This window comes from Methylocystis sp. S23 (assembly GCF_054106005.1).
The window spans coordinates 2,822,522-2,844,477 of record NZ_CM134185.1 but is presented as its reverse complement, the minus strand read 5'-3'; the positions used below and the strand labels follow the sequence as shown (position 1 = coordinate 2,844,477).

General features: G+C 66.9%; 17 protein-coding genes and 1 pseudogene. 8 read left to right on the top strand and 10 right to left on the bottom strand.

Annotation, left to right across the window (positions count from 1 at the left end; all coding sequences use genetic code 11):
• Nucleotides 1–35: 35 nt before the first annotated feature.
• Both ACV7JP_RS13905 and ACV7JP_RS13900 read left to right on the top strand, forming a co-directional pair.
• Nucleotides 36–767, top strand: coding sequence for a class I SAM-dependent methyltransferase (locus tag ACV7JP_RS13905; protein WP_457796264.1), 732 nt, complete (start codon nt 36–38; stop codon nt 765–767).
• A gap of 256 nt (nt 768–1,023) precedes the next feature.
• Complete coding sequence (locus tag ACV7JP_RS13900) at nt 1,024–1,851, top strand: EamA family transporter (protein WP_457796263.1); 828 nt, start codon at nt 1,024–1,026, stop codon at nt 1,849–1,851.
• Between the two features lie 49 nt (nt 1,852–1,900).
• On the opposite strand, the pseudogene ACV7JP_RS13895 reads toward ACV7JP_RS13900, so the two are convergent.
• The 4 genes and pseudogenes from ACV7JP_RS13895 to ACV7JP_RS13880 form a co-directional block, all read right to left on the bottom strand.
• Nucleotides 1,901–2,262 (bottom strand): annotated as a pseudogene (locus ACV7JP_RS13895) (endonuclease domain-containing protein).
• Nucleotides 2,263–2,344: 82 nt separating this feature from the next.
• A complete protein-coding gene (gene lepA / locus ACV7JP_RS13890; protein ID WP_457796262.1) occupies nt 2,345–4,153 on the bottom strand; it encodes a translation elongation factor 4 in 1,809 nt (602 codons plus the stop codon).
• A gap of 93 nt (nt 4,154–4,246) precedes the next feature.
• Nucleotides 4,247–4,906: a hypothetical protein gene (locus ACV7JP_RS13885; RefSeq protein WP_457796261.1), complete on the bottom strand. Its 660-nt coding sequence runs from the start codon at nt 4,904–4,906 to the stop codon at nt 4,247–4,249.
• 316 nt (nt 4,907–5,222) lie between these two features.
• Nucleotides 5,223–5,501 carry a hypothetical protein gene (locus ACV7JP_RS13880; protein ID WP_457796260.1) on the bottom strand — a complete coding sequence of 93 codons (279 nt, stop codon included), beginning with the start codon at nt 5,499–5,501 and terminating at the stop codon, nt 5,223–5,225.
• Between the two features lie 200 nt (nt 5,502–5,701).
• On the opposite strand from ACV7JP_RS13880, the gene ACV7JP_RS13875 reads away from it, so the two are divergent.
• The 3 genes from ACV7JP_RS13875 to ACV7JP_RS13865 are packed head-to-tail and all read left to right on the top strand — an operon-like array spanning nt 5,702 to nt 8,794.
• On the top strand, nt 5,702–7,564 hold the full coding sequence (locus ACV7JP_RS13875; protein ID WP_457796259.1) for an ATP-binding protein: 1,863 nt from the start codon (nt 5,702–5,704) through the stop codon (nt 7,562–7,564).
• A complete protein-coding gene (locus tag ACV7JP_RS13870; RefSeq protein ID WP_457796258.1) occupies nt 7,557–8,408 on the top strand; it encodes a peptidoglycan-binding protein in 852 nt (283 codons plus the stop codon). Before ACV7JP_RS13875 ends, ACV7JP_RS13870 begins: the two co-directional genes overlap by 8 nt.
• Before the next feature lie 44 nt (nt 8,409–8,452).
• Nucleotides 8,453–8,794: a DUF1491 family protein gene (locus ACV7JP_RS13865; protein WP_457796257.1), complete on the top strand. Its 342-nt coding sequence runs from the start codon at nt 8,453–8,455 to the stop codon at nt 8,792–8,794.
• Between the two features lie 107 nt (nt 8,795–8,901).
• Here the strand turns inward: ACV7JP_RS13865 and ACV7JP_RS13860 are convergent, their stop codons facing one another.
• The gene (locus tag ACV7JP_RS13860; RefSeq protein ID WP_457796256.1) at nt 8,902–9,978 is read right to left on the bottom strand and encodes a DUF2336 domain-containing protein; all 1,077 of its coding nucleotides are present in this window, start codon (nt 9,976–9,978) and stop codon (nt 8,902–8,904) included.
• Nucleotides 9,979–10,121: 143 nt separating this feature from the next.
• Between ACV7JP_RS13860 and ACV7JP_RS13855 the strand changes: the two genes are divergently transcribed.
• Nucleotides 10,122–10,334, top strand: a complete 213-nt coding sequence (locus tag ACV7JP_RS13855; RefSeq protein WP_457796255.1) for a hypothetical protein — start codon at nt 10,122–10,124, stop codon at nt 10,332–10,334.
• A 102-nt stretch (nt 10,335–10,436) separates the two neighbouring features.
• Complete coding sequence (locus ACV7JP_RS13850; protein WP_457796254.1) at nt 10,437–12,698, top strand: ComEC/Rec2 family competence protein; 2,262 nt, start codon at nt 10,437–10,439, stop codon at nt 12,696–12,698.
• 95 nt (nt 12,699–12,793) lie between these two features.
• Here the strand turns inward: ACV7JP_RS13850 and lexA are convergent, their stop codons facing one another.
• From lexA to ACV7JP_RS13835, 3 genes are all read right to left on the bottom strand, one after another.
• Nucleotides 12,794–13,507, bottom strand: coding sequence for a transcriptional repressor LexA (lexA, locus tag ACV7JP_RS13845; RefSeq protein ID WP_457796253.1), 714 nt, complete (start codon nt 13,505–13,507; stop codon nt 12,794–12,796).
• 406 nt (nt 13,508–13,913) lie between these two features.
• Nucleotides 13,914–15,086, bottom strand: a complete 1,173-nt coding sequence (locus ACV7JP_RS13840) for a L,D-transpeptidase family protein (RefSeq protein WP_457796252.1) — start codon at nt 15,084–15,086, stop codon at nt 13,914–13,916.
• 201 nt (nt 15,087–15,287) lie between these two features.
• Nucleotides 15,288–16,253, bottom strand: coding sequence for an acetyl-CoA carboxylase carboxyltransferase subunit alpha (locus tag ACV7JP_RS13835; protein WP_457796251.1), 966 nt, complete (start codon nt 16,251–16,253; stop codon nt 15,288–15,290).
• Between the two features lie 165 nt (nt 16,254–16,418).
• Between ACV7JP_RS13835 and ACV7JP_RS13830 the strand changes: the two genes are divergently transcribed.
• Nucleotides 16,419–17,291 (top strand): alpha/beta fold hydrolase, encoded by an 873-nt coding sequence (locus ACV7JP_RS13830; RefSeq protein ID WP_457796250.1) that lies wholly within the window; start codon nt 16,419–16,421, stop codon nt 17,289–17,291.
• Between the two features lie 241 nt (nt 17,292–17,532).
• Here ACV7JP_RS13830 and ACV7JP_RS13825 read toward each other — a convergent pair whose 3' ends face one another.
• Together ACV7JP_RS13825 and ACV7JP_RS13820 are read right to left on the bottom strand one after the other, a co-directional pair.
• Complete coding sequence (locus ACV7JP_RS13825) at nt 17,533–18,840, bottom strand: TolC family protein (RefSeq protein WP_457796249.1); 1,308 nt, start codon at nt 18,838–18,840, stop codon at nt 17,533–17,535.
• Nucleotides 18,837–21,947: an efflux RND transporter permease subunit gene (locus ACV7JP_RS13820; protein ID WP_457796248.1), complete on the bottom strand. Its 3,111-nt coding sequence runs from the start codon at nt 21,945–21,947 to the stop codon at nt 18,837–18,839. The genes ACV7JP_RS13825 and ACV7JP_RS13820 overlap by 4 nt, the downstream gene beginning before the upstream one ends.
• Nucleotides 21,948–21,956: the final 9 nt, after the last annotated feature.

Genomic DNA, 21,956 nt, shown 5'->3' with positions numbered 1-21,956 from the left:
CCTAATCTCCGCCGCGACCAAGACGGGAAACGCTCATGTCCGCTCGCCAGGAAACGCTGCAAGACAATCTCTTCACCGGCAGGATCGGCGCGGAATATGAGTTCCTGCGGCTCATGTGCCCCAATCACGCGCTGCTCGCCCGGCGCGTCGGCGAGACGGTCGCCGAATGGGCGCCGGGTGCGGCGCTGAACGGTTTCGAGATCGGCTGCGGCACGGGCGTCGGCACGCTCCCGCTGCTTGCTGGCCGCGACAATCTCACTTTGACGGCGATCGACGCCGCGCCAGCCATGCTCGACCAGGCGCGCGAGAATCTCGCCGATTATGTGAAGGCCGGCCGCGTCGAGCTCAAGCAAGCCGACGCGCTCGAAGCGCTGAAGGCGCTGCCGAGCGACAGCGTCGACGTCGTCGCCTCCAATTACGCGATTCATAATTTCCTCGACGAGTACCGCTCGCTCGCGCTCGCCGAAATTCATCGCACGCTGAAGCCCGGCGGGCTCTTCGTCAATGGCGACCGCTACGCCATGGACGACCGCGCCGCGCATCTTCTCGACACGCAGGAGACGGTGCGCCGCTGGTTCAAGCTCTTCCGCGAGATCGATCGCCTCGATCTGCTCGAGGACTGGGTCGTGCATTTCTACAGCGACGAGTCGCCCGACCATGTGATGTATTTCACGCCCTCGATGGAGAAGCTGAAGGCGCTGGGTTTTACGGTGTCGGTCGATTATCGGGAGGGCGTCGATACGCTGGTGCGGGCCGTCAAAGCCTGAAGCCGTCATTGCGAGCGAAGGGAAGCAATCCAGAGCCGCGCCATTGCCCCGCCCCTCACCCTGCCCCGCTTTGCGGGGATAGGGTGACGCCTGATACGCCCTCGCCCCGCTTGCGGGGAGAGGGTTGGGGTGAGGGGCGAAGGGCTCCCGCACGCTGATTAACGAGGAAAATTGCGCTATAGCGGCGCCATGGACCTCGCCTTTCTCGCCCTGCTCGCCGCGCTTTTCACTGCGCTCTGCCAATCCGTCACCGACATTGGCACGAAGGCGGCGACGCGTATGGCGGACGACCGCGCCATTCTCGCCGCGCAATGGGCCAGCTCGGCGGCGCTGCTCGCCATCGCCGGCTGCATCGTCTATCCCGGTTTTCTCACCGCGCCCGTCGCCACGCTCGACGCGGCCCGGTTTCTGGACCTGTCTCGCCTGGTCCGGCGCGCTCAACGTCATCGCCTTTTTCTTTTATATTCGCGGCCTGCGCCTCTCCGACGCCTCGCTCGTCGCGCCCCTCGTGCTGCTGACGCCGGTGCTGATGCTCGTCACCTCGCCGATCATGACCGGCGAGCAGGCGCCGCCCTTGGGAATGCTCGGCGTGCTGCTCACGGTCGTCGGCGTCGGCCTGCTCGACGCCGATCAGGCAAGCGGCAAGCGCTTCAATTTCACGGTCTTCGCAAAGGATGTCGGCGCGCGCTACATGATCGCGACGGCGGCGATCTGGAGCGTCACCGCCAATCTCGACAAGCTCGGCGTGAAAGCCTCGACGCCGCTCATCTGGATCGCCGCGCTGACCAATGTCATTGCGCTGTGCTCGGTCGCCTATTGGGCGCTCGGCCCGCGCAAGGCCATACGGCCGTCTTCGCTGCGCCACGCGCTGCTCGCGGGCTCGGCCATGTCCTTCGGCAACACGGCGCAGATGTGGGCGCTGACCGTCCTGTTCACGCCCTATGTCATCGCCATCAAGCGCCTCTCGGCGCTCTTCACCGTGCTCGCGAGCCGGCATGTCCTGAAGGAGGAAACGGGCGGGCGGCTCTTAGGCGCGGCGGTGATGCTGGCGGGGGCGGCGATGATCGCGATGGCGCGGGGGTAGCGCCCCTCTCCCCGCTTGCGGGGAGAGTCTGGGTGAGGGGCCTGGGTGATTAGCCCGCATCTTCGCCGAGCGCGACGAGAATAGTATCCGCGACGGCGTCCGCATTTTCATAAACTTGTTGGTTCGTGAAACGCACGACTTGGTAGCCCTGCTCGTTCAAAAACGCCGTGCGCCGGGCATCGGCTGCAATCTCATCCTCACTCGAATGAGTCTCGCCATCGAGCTCCACGACCAGCTTTCGTCCCTACAGGCGAAATCCACAATAAAAGGGCCAATCGGCGTCTGACGCACGAATTTGAAGCCGACGAGACCTCTATTCTTCAACCGGTTCCAAATTATTTTCTCGGCGGATGTTGCGTTACGCCGGAGTTCTCGCGCGCGACGAGTTTCAACAAAGCGTAGACCGCGCATCTTCCAAGGCTCCGGCTAATCCCCCGGCCCCTCACCCAACCTCTCCCCGCGAGCGGGAGAGGAGCGGTCGAGCACGAAGGCGCTACTCCTCCATCTTCAACGCCGCGATGAACGCCTCCTGCGGAATCTCCACGCGCCCGAACTGGCGCATCTTCTTCTTGCCTTCCTTCTGCTTCTCGAGCAGCTTGCGCTTGCGGGTCGCGTCGCCGCCATAGCATTTGGCGGTCACGTCCTTGCGGAAGGCGCGCACGGTTTCGCGGGCGATGATCTTGCCCCCTAACGCGGCCTGGATCGGCACCTGGAACATATGCGGCGGGATCAGCTCCTTGAGCTTCTCGCACATCTGCCGGCCGCGGCCTTCCGCGCGCGTGCGGTGCACGAGCATGGAGAGCGCGTCCACTGGCTCGCTATTGACGAGAATGCTCATCTTCACGAGATCGCCGGCGCGATAGTCGGTGAGCTGATAGTCGAATGACGCATAGCCCTTCGAGATCGATTTCAGGCGATCATAGAAATCGAACACCACCTCGTTGAGCGGCAGGTCATAGACCGCCATGGCGCGCTTGCCGACATAGTTCAGATCGACCTGCACGCCGCGCCGGTCCTGACAGAGCTTCAAGACCGAGCCGAGATAGTCGTCGGGCGTCAGGATCGTCGCGCGAATCCAGGGCTCCTTGATCTCCTCGATCTTCACCACGTCCGGCATGTCGGCGGGATTGTGCAGCTCGATCTCGTCGCCATTGGTGAGCAAAATCTTGTAGACGACCGACGGCGCCGTGGCGATCAGGTCGAGATTGAACTCGCGCGACAGGCGCTCCTGAATGATCTCGAGATGCAGGAGGCCAAGAAAGCCGCAGCGGAAGCCGAAGCCCAGCGCCGCCGAAGTTTCCATCTCATAAGAAAAGCTGGCGTCGTTCAGACGCAGCTTGCCGATCGCGGCGCGCAGATCCTCGAAATCGGCGGCGTCGACGGGGAAGAGGCCGCAGAACACGACGGGCTGAGCCGGCTTGAAGCCCGGCAGCGCCTCGTCGCAGGGCTTGCGCTCGTCGGTGATCGTGTCGCCGACGCGCGTGTCCGCCACCTGCTTGATCTGCGCGGTGATGAAGCCGACCTCGCCCGGACCGAGCGAAGCCACGTCCTGCATCTTCGGGCGGAAGACGCCGATCTTGTCGACCTCGTAATGGGCGCCCGCGCCCATCATCTGGATTTTCTGGCCCTTCTTCAGCGTGCCGTCGAAAATGCGCACCAGCACGACGACGCCGAGATAGGCGTCGTACCAACTGTCGACCAGCAGCGCCTTGAGCGGCGCCTTCTCGTCGCCCTGGGGCGGCGGCAGGCGGGCGACGATCGCCTCCAGCACGTCGGGAACGCCGAGGCCCGTCTTGGCGGAAATGAGCACGGCGTCCGAGGCGTCGAGGCCGATCACCTCCTCGATCTGCTCCTTGATGCGGTCGGGCTCGGCCGCCGGCAGGTCGATCTTGTTGAGCACGGGCACGATCTCGTGCCCCGCGTCGATCGCCTGATAGACATTGGCCAGCGTCTGCGCCTCGACGCCCTGGGAGGCGTCGACGACGAGCAGCGACCCCTCGCAGGCCTTGAGCGAGCGCGAGACCTCATAGGCGAAATCGACATGGCCGGGCGTGTCCATCAGGTTCAGGATGTAATCCTTGCCGTCCTTCGCCCGGTAATGCAGGCGCACGGTCTGGGCCTTGATGGTGATGCCGCGCTCGCGCTCAATGTCCATGGAGTCGAGCACCTGCTCGACCATCTCGCGCGCCGCGAGAGTCCCGGTTTCCTGGATCAGCCGGTCGGCGAGCGTCGACTTGCCGTGGTCGATATGCGCGACAATGGAGAAATTGCGGATGTTGTCGAATTTGCGGGGGGCGCTCATGGCGGGGGGATAGCAGGGTGAGGCCCCAAAAGAAAGGGCGCGGTTCATCGACCGCGCCCGGCGTTTCTCGAAAAAGTCCGGCTTCCCCGGGCCTCATTTCTTGGCCAGCAGTTCCTCGACCTTGGCGATGCCCTGTTTCGAGAGCGCGATCACCTTCGGCGTCGCCCAGGCGATGAACTCCCTCGCCGCCTTCACGGCCATGCAGCCGACCTTGGTCGCCGTCTCCACCGTCTTGTCGAAATAAGGGAGGATCGGGCTATCGGCCGGAATCTTGGCGCGCACCCAGGCGACGGCGGCCTTGGTCTTCTCCGAGATCAATTGCCAGAGGACTTCGACCGGATCGGTCTTGGGGGCGGCGTCGACAAGGGCCTGCAATCGGGCGACTTCGGCCTCCGCCTCGTCGGCGTGGCGGGTCGCGTCCTCCGTCAGGCGGTTCGCATCGCGCAAAGCCGTCTCGAGCGCGCTCTTCTCGCGAGCGAGCTCGTCGCGCTGGGAAGAGACGTCGGCCACGACCTTGTCATGATCCGCGACAATGTCGCCAATCACCTTGTCGCGCTCGGACAGAACGGAGGCGAGCTCCTCCTTGAGCTCGTCGCGCTCCTTCGCATAGTCGTTCGCCTTGGCGACGATCTGGGACTTCTCGAAGCTCTGCTGGTCGCGGTCAGCTTTGACGGCTTTGAGCTGTTCCTGGAGATTCTCGTATTCGGCGCGGGAAACGCTGTCTTCGGGTTGCGAAACGGTTTCGTCGGACATACCGCCTCCTTGAAGCTTTCGATTCGATGCGGGCGCGCAGAATGGCGCGGATATGCGTCAGCAGCGCTTCGGCCTCGAAAACGCTCGACAACCGAATCCATCAATACGGTTAATTTTTCGATTACGCAAAAAATGTCTTTTTCTGACACGGCTTAGCCGTGGAGATGCGGGGCGTCGCTCCTGGCGACGAAACTGAGCCGCGCCCGCGACGAGGCTACGCGGCGGCCTGATGAACCTACGCGATTTTCGAGCCTTCGGACAAGTGGCCCGGGCGCTTCAAAGCGCGCTTGGCGGCTCCGCCCGATCCCGGCGCGATCTATCGCCCCTGCCCCGGCAGACGCTGAAAGGCGGCGGCGCAGTCGCGCGGCGCCGCGAGGCAGCGGTCGCGCGCCGCGGCGACCAGCGCGTCCGCGCCGGCTTGCGCGAGCTCCCGCGCGCTTTCCTCGAATGGCGGCCGGCGCGGCGGCTTGGGCGCCGCAGCGCGCCCGCGCGCCTCGGAGGCCGTCTGCGACGGGGCGGAGCCTCCTGGCGCCCGCCATTCGAGAGCGATGATGACGAGCGCGATGCAGGCCAGGCATTTGAGGAGAAAAACCACGGGCGGCTCCGTTTCTTTCCCCGCTTTTCGCGCGCTTGGGTTGCGCGAAAGTAAACGGACGCCCGGCGGTTTCGGCGTCCTCGCGAAACCAAACACAAACCATCGCGGCCGGCCGCGGCCGAAAATATCAGCGCCGGCCGCACGCTTAGCAGTCACTTAAGATAGGTCTGCGAGGCTGGATGCAATCAGGAGCGTATGTTTTGAGTAACTCGGCCTCTTTCGACCGTCCGGCGTCGTGGATGGACCATCTCGTCCATGAAAGCGCGCTGGAGCGTCCCCTCGAGTCGGCGCGGCATCGCTGCTTCATCCTCCCGCGGCTTGTCGTGGCGGCCTGCATGCTGATCGGAGCGCCGATCTGGCTCTTCCTCCATGGCGCGCCCACGGGGACGGAGCTCCTGATTTTCGCTTTGGCGCAGGCGCCGCTGATTTCCGTCGCGATCCTCGCGCGCACCGGCAAGCTGCGCGTCGCGCAAAGCGTGTCGATCTTCGGCTGGCTCGCAATGGCCGTCGCGCTGCATGGCCTGACCGACGGCTATGAGACGATCTCGATCACGCTTCTCACGATCGCGCTCGTCGAGGCCGCCCTCACGCCCGAAATCGTGATGATCTTCGTCATTGAGGCGGCGACGATCGATCTCATCGCCCTGACCGCCGGCGTCGACATGCCGGGCCCGCATCTCGCCGCCTTCGAGCGTTCCGCCGCACTCTCCATTCTGACGGCGCCGCTCCTTCTCTATATCGCCTTCCTCGCCGTCTGCGCCATCCGGGCCGAGAACACGCGCACGAAAGTCGATTCGGCCAATGCCCGCGACCTGCGTCTCTTGACCGACGCCATCGGCGACATCGTGCTGCATCTCGACCGCAGCGGCGCCGTCGCGACCATTATCGGCGACACGCACAAAGTCTATGGGCTCGACCGTCGCGACCTCATCGGCCGCGGCTTTTTCCAGCGCGTTCACATCGCGGACCGCCCGGCCTTTCTCAAGCTCGTCTCCGACGCCTTCGAGCAGGACGCGCCGCTTACGACCGTGCTGCGCGTGCAGGTCAGCCTCGCGCCGTCGGCTTCCGGCAAATATGTCGAGCCCATCTTCAATTTTTTCGACGCGCGCATGTGCCTCGCCCAGCCCGTCATTGACGAGCTGAACGGCCAGCCGGTCGAGGCCTTTCGTCCCGTCGTCTGCATTCTGCGCGACGTCACCGCCGAGAAGCGCGCCGACGACGCCATCGCCGCGGCGCGCGCCGAGAGCGAGCGCGCCACCGCCAGCAAGACGCGCTTCCTCGCCAATGTCAGCCATGAGCTGCGCACGCCGCTCAACGCGATCATCGGCTTCTCGGAAATGCTCGCCAATGAGGAGTTCGCGCCGCGCGACCCGGCGAAGCAGCGCGAATACGCCCAGATCATCAGCGACTCTGGCCACCATCTGCTCGAGGTCGTCAATACGATCCTCGACATGTCGAAGATCGAGTCCGGCTCGATGCAGATCTTCCCGGAACCCTTCTCGCTGCCTTTCCTGATCGACCAGTGCTGCGACATGGTGCAGCTCAAGGCTGATCAGGGCGGCGTGAATTTGCTGCGCGACTATCGCAGCGACATGGCGGAGCTTGTCGCCGATAAGCGCGCCTGCAAGCAGATCTTGCTCAACCTCCTGTCCAACGCCGTGAAATTCACGCCGGCGGGCGGAAAGGTCCGCGTCGTCGTCGCGCCGGAGGGAAATCTGATCGCGGTGACGGTGGCGGACACCGGCATCGGCATTGCGGCGGGCGACCTGTCGCGCCTGGGCGATCCCTTCTTCCAGGCCAGCGCCTCTCACGACCGCGCCTATGAGGGCACGGGTCTCGGGCTCTCCGTCGTGCGCGGCCTCGTCGGCCTGCATGGCGGCGCGATCACGGTCGAGAGCATGCCGAAGAAAGGCACGTCGGTGACGGTGCGCCTGCCGCTCGATTGCCGCGAACCGGCGCTCGGGACGGGCGTCTCCGCGAAGATCGAAACTATTCCGCGCCTCGGCGCCGCCATCGGCGCGGACATCGGCCACCCCAAAGAGACGGTGAAGAAAATTGCGTGACGCCTCGCTCAGCGCCTCGAGGTTCGAGGACTTTCCGGAAGAACGCGCCGCGTCGCGCCGCCGCGGGTCGGGCCTCGGCGCCCAGCCCGCTCCGACGCCGCCGCGCGCGCCGAAGAAGAAGCCCTCCGTTCTGGCGCGCGTTTTCGCGCCCCGGCGCATGGGCATGCTCCTGCTGCTCGGCATTGGCGGGCTCGCCTTTGTCGGCGTGCCGATGAACGCCCTCTTCCTGCAGGACGGCCGCCACCCCGCCCCGCTCTTCACCGCCCGCGCGCCGGCGCCGCAGAAGTCGGAGCCCGCCGATGCGGGCGCGCCCGCCCCGACGGCGCGCAAGGCCCAGATGGAGACCGCCCGCCCCGGGGTCGACGCCGCCAGGACGGATGCCGCGAAACCCGAGGCGCTCAGGACGGAAATCGCGCCCGCCGCCAAGCCCTCCAGGAGCGACGCCGCCGCCTTGAAGGCGATGCTCGCCAAGCCCGAAGCCGCCGCCCCGGCCGCGAGGCCGGAGAAGAAGCGCGAGGTCGCCGCGCGCGATCCGATCGCGGTCATGCTCGGCGGCGAGACGCCCGCAAAAGCCAAGGCGCCGTCACAACCGCGCGCCCCGGCCCAGCCGCCACAGGCTCAGACTCAGGCGCCGAAAGCCCAGGCGCCGGCCGAGGGCGTCGTCGCGGCGCAGCGCGCGCTTCAGCGGCTCGGCTATGTGGTGAAGCCCGATGGCGTCGTGAGCGCCGGCACGCGCCAGGCGATCGAGAAGTTCGAGCGCGACCACGGCCTGCCGGTGAAGGGCGAGCTCACGCCCAGGATCGCCCGGCTCCTGGCCGCGCGCGCTGCGGCGCCGCATCCGTAAAGACAGGCTTAGACCCGAGACGCGTTTCGCCCTAAGTTAGCGTGATGCGTCTCCGATCCGATATTTTCGCGGCCGCGCTCATTCGCCGGGCAGAAGCGCAGGGGGCCGTCGCCATGTTGCGGCGCCGCGGCGCCGCCGAAGCGGGCGCTCTTTTTATCAAGCTCGACCGCCTCGACGGCCGCGCCGCCCTTTACGGTCCCGCCCCGCAAAGCGAGGAGACGCCCGAGGGCGTCGATCGGCTGTTTTCCAAGGTCCATGCGGGCGACTGGGTCGACCCCGCCGAGGCGGAGGCCCGCCTCAAGCGCGAGATCATGTTCGACCCGGACATGTGGATCGTCGAGATCGAGGATCGCGACGGCCGCGTCTTCGTGGATCTCGCGGCCTGACCCTTCCGTCATTTCCGATGCGCGAGCCTCGCCGGGAATCGAGCGTTCCGCTGGATTCCGAATCGGGCCTTCGGCCTGTCGGCGGCGACCTTCGCAACTCCTGAAGGTCACGCCGACTGATCGAGCTTACGGATCGGCTCGGACGGCGCCCGCGTCGCCGCGCGGCGCCAGCCGGGGCCGCCCGCAAGCGCGTCCTCGCGCAGGAGGCGGCGCTGCGCGTCCCGATCGCCGCGCATGGCGCCGGCGACCGCCGCGACGATCTGCATGGCCGCGCGCTGCGGCGTCGAGCGCGTCAAGGCGACGAGCGCGCGCACGCGGTCCGTATCGTGGGAAATCGCGGGATCGGCGCAAAGGAAAATGCGGACGGCTGCGTCGGGATCGACGCCGAGCGCCGCCAGCGCCAGGGCGAGCGCTTCGCCGCTCGCGTCGGAGACGATGGCGCGGGCGCGCTCCTTGCGGCATTCCAGCGCGTCGGCGATCAGCCCCGCCATGGCGTCGCGGTCGCGGCGCGCGGCCGCGCCTTCGAGGCGCCGCACGAAGGCCGTTTCGGCGCGTTGTATCTCCGGAAGCCCGGACGACAGCGCGCGCCGGCAGGCGTTGAGAATGATCCCGGTGCGCTCCAGCCGCGTCGCCGCGAGGAAAAGCGCCTCGGGATCGATCGCGCGGTCGTCGCGGTCGAGCAGGATGCGCGCGAGCGTCCTGTCGTCCCGCGCCGCCTGCATCAAGGCGCGGCGCGCCGCCTGATCGAGATGCGCGGACCAATTGGCCGCGAGCGCGCGCAGCACTTCCGGCTCGCCGCGCTGGGCCAGCGCATCCACCATCTCACGATCGAGATCCTTGCGTCTGGCGAGCGCGCAGGCCAGCGCCGGCGCTCCGAGCTGCGCCGTCGCGAGCAGGCCGTCGCGCGGCGTTTCGGGCGAGAACTCCAAGGCCAGCTCCGCGCAGGCGCCGCCCTTCTCCAGAAGCCGCGCAAAAATCGACCGCGGCGTTTCCGCATGAAAACAGAGAGGCCGGGCGACGCGCGCGACGGAATCGGCGTCGACGATGTCGATGAGTCCGAGCGCCAATTGCTCGAACTGCCGGACGTCGCCGATCGGATGCGTGGGTCTTTCGACGAACTGGTCGACAATGGCCCGCAGAAGCGAGGCGTCGACGATTCGCCGCGGACTCTTCTCTGATTGCATTGACCCGCCACTCACTCAAATGCTTACGCGATCATGGCTTGTAATTTAGCATCGGGACGTTGACGGAACATTAACCCTCGCCGGCCCCTAATCCCGGTAACGGTCGATTCACTTTTGGCCGCAGCGGTGCGGAGAGGTCGAAAATGGGGGAGGTCGTCGCCTTCCGAATGCGCGGGAAAAGCGCCCGCGAAAAAAGCGGGCCGCCGGCGGGCGACGCGCAGATTCTTTTCTTCCTTGGCGTGCGCTACGCGCGGATAGACGACTCGCAGGACGCGCGCGGGACGCTCTCGCCCGATCATGGCGCGGGCGACGGTCCGCGCGGCGGCAAGAAGCGCAAGAGCCGCGCGCGGGCTTAAGCCCCTCGCCCGCCTCACATTCTTCGAGGCTCGACCGTAGCGGTGGCGCGCGCCCTTCTTCCGCATTAATCTTTGCCGAGGTCATTTCCTTGAGGCTTTGAGGTGAGCGACGCGACGCGCGTGGCCGAGCATGACGAAGGCGGGGGCGGCGCGCTCGCTTTATCGCTCGCGCCGCGCTTGCGGAGGCTCTCGGCCTCTCTGCGCGACGCATATGCGCGGGAAACCGAACTTCGCCGGCCCTTTCTTTGGCGCGCGGTCGCGGCCGGCGGCGGGGTCGTCCTTTATTTCGCGGCGGAGCGCGAGCCGCCCCTGCCGCTTTGCTTCGGCGCGCTCGCCCTGGCCGCCCTGCTCGCCTTCGCAACGAGACGCAATGCGCGCGCCCACGCGCTGTTTCTCGCGCTCGCTTTCGTCGCCGCGGGCTTCGCCGCCGGCGCCTGGCGCGCGGCGCGCGTCGCCGCGCCCATCGTGCCGCGCATCGCGATCGCCGAGCTGACCGGCTTCGTCGAGGAGATCGATCTGCGTCCCGCGGGCGCGCGTTTCATCCTGCGGGTGGCGAGCGCGGAAGGCCTGCCTGGCGGCGCCATGCCGGCGCGCGTGCGGCTTACGACTCGCGGCGAGCCGGGCTTCGCGGCGGGGGATTTCATCGCCCTGAAGGCGCGGCTGACGCCGCCGGCGCGCGCGGCGCTGCCTGGCGGCTATGATTTTGCGCGCGACGCCTATTTTGCAAGGCTCGGCGGCGTCGGCAACGCGCTCGGGCGCGTCGAAACGATGCCCCCGCCGGACCCGCCGCCTTTGTCGCTGCGTTTTTTCGCCGCCGTCGACCGCGTGCGGAACGCCCTCGCGTCGCGCGTCTACAAAACCATTGGCGGCGACGCCGGCGCGATCGCCGCCGCCATGGTGACCGGCAAGCGCGATTATCTTTCCGAAAGCGCGAGAGACCTCATCCGCCGCGCCGGCATTTTCCACATCGTCACCATTTCCGGCATGCAGATGACGCTCGTCGCCGGCATCTTCTTCGTCGGCTTCCGGCGGCTTCTGGCGACGTCGGAGACGCTCGCCCTGAACTACCCCATCAGGAAATGGGCGGCGGCGCTCGCGATCGTCGGCGCCGTCCTCTATGACATCGGCACGGGCTCGCGCGTCGGCACGGAGCGCGCGCTGGTCATGACGGTCATCATGCTCGCCGCCGCGCTGTTCGACCGGCCATCGCTCTCAATGCGCAATCTCGCGCTCGCGGCCTTCTTCGTCATCGCCTTCGAGCCGGAGGCGATTCTCGGCGCGAGCTTCCAGCTTTCCTTCGCGGCGGTCGCGGCGCTCATCGCGGTCTATGAATGGCGCGGCGACTATCTCTCGGGGAGCCGCGCGCAAGCGTCCGCCCCCGGCCTCTCCAGCCGCATGTCCGAATGGCGCGAGGAGCTTGTTGAGCGCATGCTGCACGGCCCGGGCGCCGCATTGGCGGCGACGCTGTGCGCGACCTCCGCCACCGCCGCCTTCATGGCGAACGACTTTCACGAAATCAGCCCCTATGTGCTGATCGGCAATCCGCTCACCCTCGCCGTCATCGAATTCTTCGCCGTGCCCTGCGCGCTGATCGGCGCGGCGCTCTATCCCTTCGGGCTCGACGGCTTCATCTGGCGTTATCTCGAGATGGGCATCCATCTCGTGACCTGGCTCGCGGGGCTGATCGCCGCCGCGCCTGGCGCAAGCCTTCACGTGCGCGCCTTCGCGCCCTGGGCCATCCTGTTTCTCGCCCTCGCCGTGCTCTCCATGGCGTTGTGGCGGACCTGGACGCTGCGCGCGACGGCGCTGCCGCTCGCGCTGATCGGCCTCATGGGCGCGACGAAGGGCGCGGGCTTCGACATCGCCGTGCCGGCTACGGGAGACGCCGCCGCGCTGCGCCTGCCTTCCGGAGAACTCACGCTGCTCGGCAAGAAGCCGAGCGCCTTCGCGACCGAACAATGGCTGCGCGCCGACGCCGACGCCCGCGCGGCGGCGGACGCCAAAGGCGGCGTCTCATGCGACGACGCAGGCTGCGTCGGCCGCGCAGCCGACGGCCGCGTCGTCGCGCTCGTCACGAGCCGCGCGGCCCTTTTCGAAGATTGCGCGCGCGCTTCGATCCTCGTCACGCCGCTGCGCGCGCCGGACGGCTGCGCCGCGCCGATCGTCATCGATCGGCGCAAGCTCGCGGAGACCGGCGCCGTCTCGCTGCGGCTGGAGAAGGACGGGAATGTCGCCTGGACGACGTCGCGGGGCGTCAACGAGGACCGTCCCTGGTCGCCGCGGCCGATCCACAACGCGAAGCGCGCGCCGGCGCCGGAGGAGGACGAAACGGAAGGCGCCGAACTGTCCGAACCATTGGAGTGAGCGTCGCGGCCATCGCCGCCGCAATCCGCGCCGGCCGGCCCCGTTAAGGCCGAAGACCGCCCCGGCCGCGCCATTCATCAGAAGCCTGCGCCCGCTCAATATTTCCGCAGAAGGCTCACCAGCTTGCCCTGAATGCGCACCTTGTCGGGGCCGAAGATGCGGGTCTCATAGGCGGGATTCGCCGCTTCGAGCGCAATCGAGGCGCCGCGCTTGCGCAGCCGCTTCAGCGTCGCCTCCTCATCCTCGATCAGGGCCACGACGATATCGCCCGTATCGGCGTAATCCTGCTTCTTGATGACGACGGTGTCGCCGTCGAGAATTCCCGCCTCGATCATCGAATCGCCGCGCACCTCCAGAGCGAAATGCTCGCCCGTGGAAAGCATCTCCGGCGGCAGGCTGATCGTGTGGCTGCGCGTCTGGATGGCGGAGATGGGCGTGCCGGCGGCGATCCGCCCCATGACGGGAATCGCGACCTGCTGGCTCGACTCTTCCTCGCCGCGCTCATGCAGCGGCCGGACGCGGCCGAGATTTCCCTGGATGACCGAAGGCGCGAATTTGCCGCCGCGCGGACCGCCGCCGCCGCGCGGCGTCGCCGATTCCGGCAGGCGCAGCACCTCCAGCGCCCGCGCGCGATTCGGCAGCCGGCGAATGAAGCCCCGCTCCTCGAGCGCGAGAATCAGACGGTGAATGCCGGATTTGGAACGCAGGTCGAGCGCGTCCTTCATCTCGTCGAAGGACGGCGGAACGCCTGATTCCTTGAGCCTTTCGTGAATGAAACGCAGCAGATCGCTCTGCTTCTTCGTCAACATGATCCGCCCCCGGCCACACCGCGCTCCGCTACAAACAAATCATGAACATCTATAAGCGTTCGCTGTGCGTTCCGCAAGCTTTATCGCGGGTGGGGTTAATAGAAGCTGTATGATCGCGGCAGGTCGGCGCCCGCGCGCGTCCGGCGGCGTCGCTGGCCGCTTCAGCTCGAGGCGGGAGGCGCTGACATTATGCGGCTCGATGACATGGCGGCTGCCGAGCGTCGCCCGCATATATTCCTGGATGACGAAATTCTTTTCGACCGAAAGGATAGCGTGCCCGGCCGAAATATATTGCAGCCGCTCCGCGGCGCCGTCCGCGCGCGGCTTTTGCGAGCGCCCGATAAGGAAACGCCGCCGCCTTCCTTCCGAAAGCGGCGGCGCCCAAATGTGGCTTTTGCGCGCGCGGCTATTTCTTCGTCCCGAGCGCTTTCTTGATCGACGCCGTCGGGCTGTCGTCCGAGGCCAGCGCAGACATTTCGCGGCGCTCGTCGGGCGCGAGGGATTGGGCGACGCTCGTCGTCTCGGCCTCGCGGGACTGCGCGGCGGCCTTGGCGGCGGCCATGGTCACGATGGGCGACTTGGCGGCGATCTGCGTGGCCTTCGCGCCCGCTTTCACGGGCTTCTCTTCGAGCGCGATTTCCATCGGCGCGCTCAGCGCCTCGGGGCGGCTCGCTTCGGCGACGCGCGCAAGGAAGCTCGGATGCATGCCGCCGTCCTGATAGACGACGCGCACCGGCTTCACGCTCTGGGCCAGCTCGGCGACCTTTTCCTCGTCCTTGGACGCCTTGGCGGAGACGCTCGCGATCAGGTCCGGATCGTGCTTGAGGGGCGGACAGGCGGAGAGCGGGTCCATATGGCCGGCGCCCTGGGCGTTGAAGACATAGCGGCGGCCGCAGAAAGCGACCGTCGGCTCCTCCTTCGTCACCTCGAAATGATCGTTTCCTTCCTTCAGATTCTTCCAGAAGCCGATATTGGGGTCGAGCCGGTGCTTGGCGAGATTCTCCGCCGTCATCCGGAACGGATAGGACTGCATCTGGATCGCGCGCTGGCCGCCGTTGAAGGCCGAGCGGGCGATGGCGTAGATCTCCGCGATCTGCGCGTCGGTCATGGAAAAGCAGCCGGCCGAGGAGCAGGCCCCATGGACCATGATGGTGCCGCCCGTATGCCCGAGCGCGCGGTCGAGCTGGTTCGGATAGCCGACATTGAAGGAGAGATAATAAGCGGAATTGGGGTTCATCTGCGCCGGCGCGATGGCGTAGAAGCCCTCGGGCACCTGTCGGTCGCCTTCGCGCGTCTTGGGCCCGAGCTGACCGGACCAGCGACACATGGGGAAGGTCTTGAGGTGGACATATTTGCCCTCCCCGTTCATCTTCCAGATTTCGAACTCCGCCTCTTTCTTATAGGCGCGGATCAGCATCGGCGCCTCCTTGGTCGTGCCGACCTGCGCCATCTTGGCGAGCGTCTCGGGAGGCACGGGCGCGAGCGAGCGCTGGGAAATGCCGCTATCCTGGCAAGAGGCGAGAGAAAGCCCGGCGAGAGCGGCGATGGCCGCGACCGGCTTCAAGACCCGATACTTCATGCGCTCAGCTCCCCTCTGCGCCCCGGCGCCCGCGCACATACACGCTACTGTGGCAAAACTAACACAGTCGCGTAACTCAATTCTTACCGGCGAACGCGTTTCGCCCTTTGCGTGGAAGGAGAGACAATCGCGAGATTGGGACGAGAAAGTGTTCCTGGCGCCATGCGGGACGCCGAAATCGCGGAGTGTGACTTTTTTGCCTCAGGCCTTCGCCTCGATCTTTCGGCCCATATTGAGAAATTTCTCCGCCCGCGCGGCGCGGAGCTGGTCGCGGGAGAGATTTGTCAGCCGGGAGAGCTCGCTCGCGACGGCTTCGCCGACCGAGGCGATGGCGGCCTGCAAATCGCGATGCGCGCCGCCGGCGGGCTCCGACACGATCACGTCGATAATGCCGAATTTCAAAAGATCCTGCGCGGTGATCTTCATGCTGGTCGCGGCGTCCTGCGCCTTGGCGGAATCGCGCCACAGGATCGAGGCCGAGGCCTCGGGCGACGCGACCGTATAGACCGCATGCTCCAGCATCAGCACCTTGTTGGCGGCGGCGATGGCGATGGCGCCGCCGGAGCCGCCCTCGCCGACGACGACCGCGACATTCGGCACGCCGAGCGAAAGCGACACGTCCGTCGAGCGGGCGATGGCCTCCGCCTGGCCGCGCTCCTCGGCGTCGATGCCCGGAAAGGCGCCCGCCGTGTCGACGAGCGAGACGACCGGCAGGCCGAAGCGGTCGGCGAGCTCCATGAGGCGGACCGCCTTGCGATATCCTTCGGGCCGCGCCATGCCGAAATTATGGTGCAGGCGGCTCGCCGTGTCGGAGCCCTTCTCCTGGCCGATGATGCAGATCGGCTCGCCCTTGAAGCGGCCGAAGCCGCCGACGATCGCGGAATCCTCGCCGAAGAGCCGATCCCCCGCGAGCGGCGTGAACTCGGCGATCAATTGCTTCACATAATCCGAGAAATGCGGCCGTTGCGGATGGCGCGCCACCTGAATCTTCTGCCAGGGCGTGAGGCCGGCATATAGATCGGCCAGCGCCTTCGCGGCCTTGGCTTCGAGCTTGCTCAGCTCCTCGCCGATCGAAACGCCCTCGCCTTTCTCCGCCAGCGCGCGCAGCTCCTCCACCTTGGTTTCGAGTTCCGCGACGGGCTTTTCGAAGTCGAGATAAGAGCGCATGGGCGGGCGTGTTTCCTGGCGAAATCGGATGGCGCCCGTCAGCCGCTCGGGCGCGCGGAAACTCGCTGCAACCGGGCCGGAAGTCAAGGAAGCGAAGCGTCGCGCGGGAAGGATTTTGAGGGTCCCGGCGGACCGTGTAGAACTCTCTGAAAAAGGAGCTTTTGCTTGAGCTCGACCCTCCCGCCCGAGAGCCGCTTCGTCGCCGCGCGAGACGGCTTGCGTCTTCACTATCTCGATTATCCCTGCCCGGAGGCGAAGCGGCTGCCGCTCGTCTGCCTCTCGGGACTCGCCCGCACCGCCGACGACTTCTTCCTCGTCGCCGAAGCCGCGCAGCGGGCGGGACGGCGGGCGCTGGCGCTCGACTATCGGGGGCGCGGGCGCTCGGAATGGGATCGGAACTGGCGCCGGTACGACCCCGACGTCGAGGAGGACGATATCTTCACCGTCCTCGCCGATGCGGGCGTCAAAGAGGCGGTTTTCTTCGGCACGTCGCGGGGCGGACTGCATGTGATGCGCATCGCCCGCGCCCGGCCGGGCGTGATCCGCGCGGCGGTGCTGAACGATATCGGCCCGGTGATCGAGAAAAGCGGGCTTTTGCGCATCAAGTCCTATGTCGGCAAGATGCCGCCGCTGCAGAAGATGAGCGACGCCGCCGCGCTGATGCGCTTCGCGATGAGCGCGGCCTTTCCCGCGATCACGCCCGAACAGTTCGAAATCTTCGCGCGCCAGACCTTCGAGGAGAAGGACGGCAAGGTCGAGCTACGCTACGATCCGGAGCTCAATCACACGCTCGACGAGATTACGCCCGAGGCCGAAATCGAGGATTTCTGGGAACGCTTCGAGCTGCTGGCGCGGGTTCCGGTTCTCGCGATCCGCGGCGAAACCTCGGATATTCTGTCCGTCGAGACTTTCGACGAAATGGCCCGCCGCGCGCCGAAGCTCGAACGCTATACCGCGCCGGGACAAGGCCATGCGCCCTTGCTGCTCGATCAGCCGACGATCGATCGGGTGATAAAGTTTCTGAACGCCCAGCCGTAAGTCACAACGCTTCCAGCCGTCATTGCGAGCGGAGCGAAGCAATCCAGAGCCGCGACCGCCGCCCCTGGGATTGCTTCGTCGCTTCGCTCCTCGCAATGCGGGAGAGGCCAAGCGCCTACCGCCGATCGGCCGACGGTCGATCAAGTGATAAAGTCGAACGCCCAGCCGTAAATCACAACGCTTCCAGCCGTCATTGACGGGAGGGGCCAGGCGCCCGAACGCTCGTCGGGACTGACGGGCGTCACGGCGCATATCCTTGCGCCTGATTCACCCTTGAAATCGCCTGCCCGACATTCACCGACGCCGAAGCCTGTCCGCGCTGCGCGTCGAGCTGCAATTGACGCACGCGATAGAGATCGAAAGCATTGATCTCTCCGAGCGCGAAGGATTTGCGCGAGAGATCGAACTGCTCATTGGCGACCGTCAGGCGCCGCGCGGCGAGCGTCGCCGCCTTTTGCGCGGCGGCGAGATTGGCGCGCGCGGCCTTGATCCCGGCGAGGACGACGCGCTTCGCCTTTTCATATTCGGCGTGGGCGCGCGTCATCTCGGCCACCGCCTCGGCGCGGCGCGGCTCCTGGCGGCCTTCCGTCGGCAGCGGGATGCGGATGCGCACGCCGACCGTCGTGGCGTTTGTGAGCTGATCCGTGATCGGTTGCGACGTGTCCGTCGAATATTGCCGGTTATGCTCCTGTCGCCCGAAGACGCCGATGTCGGGATTGTCGATCGGCGTCGCCTCGACGAGCTGCAATTGCGTCTCGGCGCGGCGTAGCGCCGCGAGCGGCGTGCGCAGCGCCGGATGATCTTCTATGTCGCTTGCGGGCTTCACCGTTTCGAGCACGCCGTCGGGCGGCGCGCCGCCGGTGAGCGCGGCATAGTTCACCCGCGCGACCTTCTCGGCGCCTTCCGCCTGCGCGAGCTCCGTCTCGGCGGCGAGCAATTCGTTTCTGGCGAGAAGCGCGTCGCCATGCGCGGCGTCGCCGAGCTCCACGCGCCGCGTCATGTCGGCGCCGATCTCGCGCGCCGTCGCGACGCGGCTGCGCGCCACGTCGACCTCGCGCGCGGCGCGCTGCGCGCTCCACCAGGCGTCGCGCAGCAGGCCCGCCACGTCGAGACGGCGCAGCGCGATCTTTTCCTCGATCTCGATCACGCCGCTCGACACCGTCGCCTCCATCGCGTCGCGCTGGCCGGGCAGCCAGAGAGGCAGGCCGGCCTCGACCTCCGTCTCGTTATAGTTGCGCAGATTGCCCGCGACCGCGTTGCGCTGCGTGCCGCCCAGATAAGGCGACCCCGGCGTGATCGAGCGCGTCGTGGCGTAGCGCGCCGAGACGGCGCCGAACTGCGCTTCCAGCGCCTTGCTCTGCGCGTCGATCGCCACCGCCATGTCGAGATGGCGCGCGAGCTGATGGCCGAGCGGCTTCTTGCCGCGCTTCTCGATCCGCTGCTCGCCGTCCCCCTTCACCGTGACCGCGCCTTTCGTCTTCGACGCGGCCGACGCCGCGCCGGAGAGCGCGCCCAAGGCGAAAGCGAGAGCGACGGCCCGCAGGATCATGCTGTCACCCGGTTTGCGAGGCGGCTGCGCCTGGCGCGAAGTCGGAAACCCGTGGCCCGATCATAGAGAATCGGCAGCAGGATGAGGGTGAGGATCGTCGCCGAGATGAGTCCGCCGATGACGACAATGGCGAGCGGGCGCTGGATCTCGGCTCCCGGCCCCGTCGCGAAGAGGAAGGGAATGAGGCCGAAAGCCGCGATGGTCGCCGTCAGCATCACCGGCCGCATGCGGCGGCGCGCGCCCTCCACGACCGCCTCGCGGGTGGTGCGGGTCCCTTCCGCCACGAGCTTGTTGATATAGGAGATGAGCACGACGCCGTTCAGCACCGCGATGCCGATGAGCGCGATGAAGCCGACCGAGGCCGGAACGGAGAGGAATTCGCCCGAGAGCCACAGGCCGAGAATGCCGCCGATCGCGGCGAAAGGCACGTTGCAGAAGACGAGCGTCGCCTGCAGCGCGGAATTGAAGGTGAAGTAGAGCAGCAGGAAGATCAGCGCGAGCGCGATGGGAACGACGATGGCGAGGCGCGCCGAGGCGCGCTGCTGGTTCTCGAACTGCCCGCCCCACAGATAGCTGTAGCCCTTGGGCGTCTTCACGTGACGCGCGACCGCGTCCTTGGCGTCGGCGACGAAGCCGACGAGATCGCGGCCCTCGACATTGGCGAGCACGGTGGCGAAACGCCGCCCTTCCTCGCGAATGACCTGGATGGGGCCGTTCTCCGCCTGCACCTCGGCGAGCTGCGACAATTCGACGACCTTGCCGTCGTTCGAGACCATGGGCAGGCGCGCGAAATCGACCGAGGAGCGGCGCGACGTCTCCGATCCGCGCACGACAAGCGGCGTGCGGATCGGTCCTTCGAGAATGATGCCGACCTGCTGGCCGTCGACCCAGACGCGCAGCGCGTCCTGGATTTCGCCGGCGTTGAGGCCGAAGCGGCCGGCGGCGAGGCGGTCGACGCGCGCGGTGAGATAGCGCATGCCGTCATTCTGGAGGCCGAAGACGTCGCGGGCGCCGGGAATCTTCCTGATCTCGGCCGCCAGCTCGCGCGTGAGCCGATTGAGCTCGTTGATGTCGTCCCCGAAGATCTTGACCACGACGTCGCCGCGCGCGCCGATGATCATCTCCTGCACGCGCATGTCGATCGGCTGCGAGAAGGCGTAGGAAATGCCGGGGATCTGGTCGAGCACCTTGCGGATCTCGCCCATCAGCCAGTCGACGCCGTGGCCGCGCCACTCCTTCTCGGGAGCCAGCGTCAGAAAATTGTCGGTCTCGTTGAGGCCGACCGGGTCGATGCCCAGCTCGTCGGCGCCGGCGCGCGCCATCATGCCCTTCACCTCCGGCATTTTCTCCATGATCTCGCGCTGGATGAGCCGGTCCGTCTCGGCGGCGACCGAGACGCTGATCGTGGGATGCTTGCGGATGGTGATGACGGGCGTTCCTTCATTCATCACCGGCATGAAGGTCTGGCCGATGCCGGAATAGGCGAGGCCCGCGACGATCAAGCCGCCAATGGCGATCGCGGCCACGATGAGCGGCCGCGCGAGCGCGCGCTCCAGAAGCGGCTCGTAGACCGCGGCGATCTTGCGCACGAGCCAGGGCTCGCCCGCATGGCCGGGCCGCAGGATGGTCGCGCTCAGCGCCGGGACGACCGTGAGCGAAAGAATAAGAGCGGAGCCGAGCGCGAAGGCGATCGTCAGCGCGACGGGCGCGAAGAGCCGCCCCTCCAGCCCCTCGAGCGTCAGGAGCGGCAGGAAGACCGTGACGATGATGATGACGCCCGAGGCGAGCGGCGTCGCGACCTCGCTCGTCGCCTCGAGCGTCATGAAGATGCGGTCGGCCAGGCTCGCGTCATGCGCCTCCCCCAATCTGTGCTCGACATTCTCCACGACCACGACGGCGCAGTCGACCAGGAGGCCGATGGCGATGGCCAGGCCGCCGAGCGACATGATGTTCGCCGAAAGGCCCCATAGCCGCATCACGCCGAAGGTCGCGAGCGCGGCGAGCGGCAGGATGACCGAGACGACGAGCGCGGCGCGCAGATTGCCGAGAAACAAGGCGAGCAGGATGACGACGAGGACAATCGCCTCGATCAGCACTTTCTGGACGGTCCAGACCGCCTTGCCGATCAGCTCGCTGCGGTCGTAGAAAATCTCGATCTTCACGCCCTTGGGCAGATTGGGCTCGAGCTCGGCGAGGCGCGCCTTGACCCCCGAGACCACGGTGCGCGCATCGGCGCCGCGCAGCCCGAGCACCAGGCCCCAGACGGCTTCATCCGTCCCGTTGCGGGTGACGACGCCGTTGCGCGGCAGCGATCCGAACCGCACCTCCGCCACGTCGCCGACGCGCACGATGCCCGTCTTGCGCGAGTCGATGACCACCGAGCGAATATCGTCGAGAGAGCGCAGCCGGCCTTCGGCGCGCACCAGCAGCGCCTCCTCGCCGTCGCGCACGCGGCCGGCGCCGTCATTCTTGTTGTTGTTCGAGAGCGCCGATTCCAGCTCGGCGACGGTGACGCCGCGCGCCGCCATGGCGGAGGGCGACGGCGCGACCTCGAAAGTGCGCACGAAGCCGCCGAGCACATTGAGGTCGGCGACCCCCGGCAGGCCGCGGATCGCGGGACGGATCGTCCAGTCCAGCAGGCTGCGCTGCTCCGTCGGCGTGAGATTGCCGCCGATAATGGTGAACATCAGCATCTCGCCGAGCGGCGTGACGATCGGCGCGAGGCCTCCGGAGACTCCGGAAGGCAATTGATCCTGAACCTGCGCCAGCCTCTCATTGACCTGCGCGCGCGCCCAGTAGATATCCGTGCCCTCCGCGAATTCGAAAGTAATGAGCGCCACCGAATAGCGCGTGGTCGAGCGCATGCGCACAAGCGACGGTATGCCCTTGGCCACAATCTCGATCGGCGCCGTGACGCGGCTTTCGAGCTCCTCAGGCGTGAGTCCCGGCGCGCGCATGGCGACGAGCACCTGAATCGGCGCGACGTCCGGAAAAGCGTCGATCGGCAGCTTGAGATAGCTTACCGCGCCCCAGGCCGCGATGAACAGGGCGCCGAGGAAGGTGAGCAGCCGCTGCCGCAGCGAAAAATGGATCAGACGCTCGAGCATTAAAGACCG

Coding starts and splice junctions, on each gene's coding strand:
- ACV7JP_RS13905 (WP_457796264.1), top strand. CDS start 36: ATGTCCGCTCGCCAGGAAACGCTGCAAGACAATCTCTTCACCGGCAGG.
- lepA (WP_457796262.1), bottom strand. CDS start 4,153: ATGAGCGCCCCCCGCAAATTCGACAACATCCGCAATTTCTCCATTGTC.
- ACV7JP_RS13885 (WP_457796261.1), bottom strand. CDS start 4,906: ATGTCCGACGAAACCGTTTCGCAACCCGAAGACAGCGTTTCCCGCGCC.
- ACV7JP_RS13865 (WP_457796257.1), top strand. CDS start 8,453: ATGCGTCTCCGATCCGATATTTTCGCGGCCGCGCTCATTCGCCGGGCA.
- ACV7JP_RS13860 (WP_457796256.1), bottom strand. CDS start 9,978: ATGCAATCAGAGAAGAGTCCGCGGCGAATCGTCGACGCCTCGCTTCTG.
- ACV7JP_RS13855 (WP_457796255.1), top strand. CDS start 10,122: ATGGGGGAGGTCGTCGCCTTCCGAATGCGCGGGAAAAGCGCCCGCGAA.
- lexA (WP_457796253.1), bottom strand. CDS start 13,507: ATGTTGACGAAGAAGCAGAGCGATCTGCTGCGTTTCATTCACGAAAGG.
- ACV7JP_RS13840 (WP_457796252.1), bottom strand. CDS start 15,086: ATGAAGTATCGGGTCTTGAAGCCGGTCGCGGCCATCGCCGCTCTCGCC.
- ACV7JP_RS13835 (WP_457796251.1), bottom strand. CDS start 16,253: ATGCGCTCTTATCTCGACTTCGAAAAGCCCGTCGCGGAACTCGAAACC.
- ACV7JP_RS13825 (WP_457796249.1), bottom strand. CDS start 18,840: ATGATCCTGCGGGCCGTCGCTCTCGCTTTCGCCTTGGGCGCGCTCTCC.
- ACV7JP_RS13820 (WP_457796248.1), bottom strand. CDS start 21,947: ATGCTCGAGCGTCTGATCCATTTTTCGCTGCGGCAGCGGCTGCTCACC.